Here is a 251-nt window from a genome sequence, read left to right as displayed (position 1 = left end):
GGCCAGCACCGGCAAGGCGCCGCCCACCGTCTCGACGGCGATGCGCAGCAGCGTGTCGTATTCCTCGTCGGAGAGCGCGGCGGCTTCACCCGTCGAACCGGCCACCACCACGCCCTGCGTACCGCCATCCCGCTGCTGTTTGAGCAGCGCGCGCCAAGCGTGCAGGTCGAGTTCGCCCGACGCCAGGAACGGCGTGGCCAGTGCGGTGATGCTGCCGGAAAGGTGCAAGGGAATGGCTCTCGGTGGGAGGA

At 69.7% G+C, this 251-nt stretch carries 1 protein-coding gene; it reads right to left on the bottom strand.

All coding sequences use genetic code 11. The annotated features are described in order from the left end of the window. On the bottom strand, positions 1-228 hold a 228-nt coding region (locus tag OH705_RS28155), incomplete at its 3' end, for a dihydrodipicolinate synthase family protein (RefSeq protein ID WP_267303561.1). Positions 229-251: the final 23 nt, after the last annotated feature.

It is taken from the genome of Pseudomonas sp. BJa3, assembly GCF_026343815.1.
Lineage (GTDB): Bacteria > Pseudomonadota > Gammaproteobacteria > Pseudomonadales > Pseudomonadaceae > Aquipseudomonas > Aquipseudomonas soli.
Note: the sequence above shows the minus strand (reverse complement) of the source record. Positions and strands in the feature narration are given on the sequence as shown.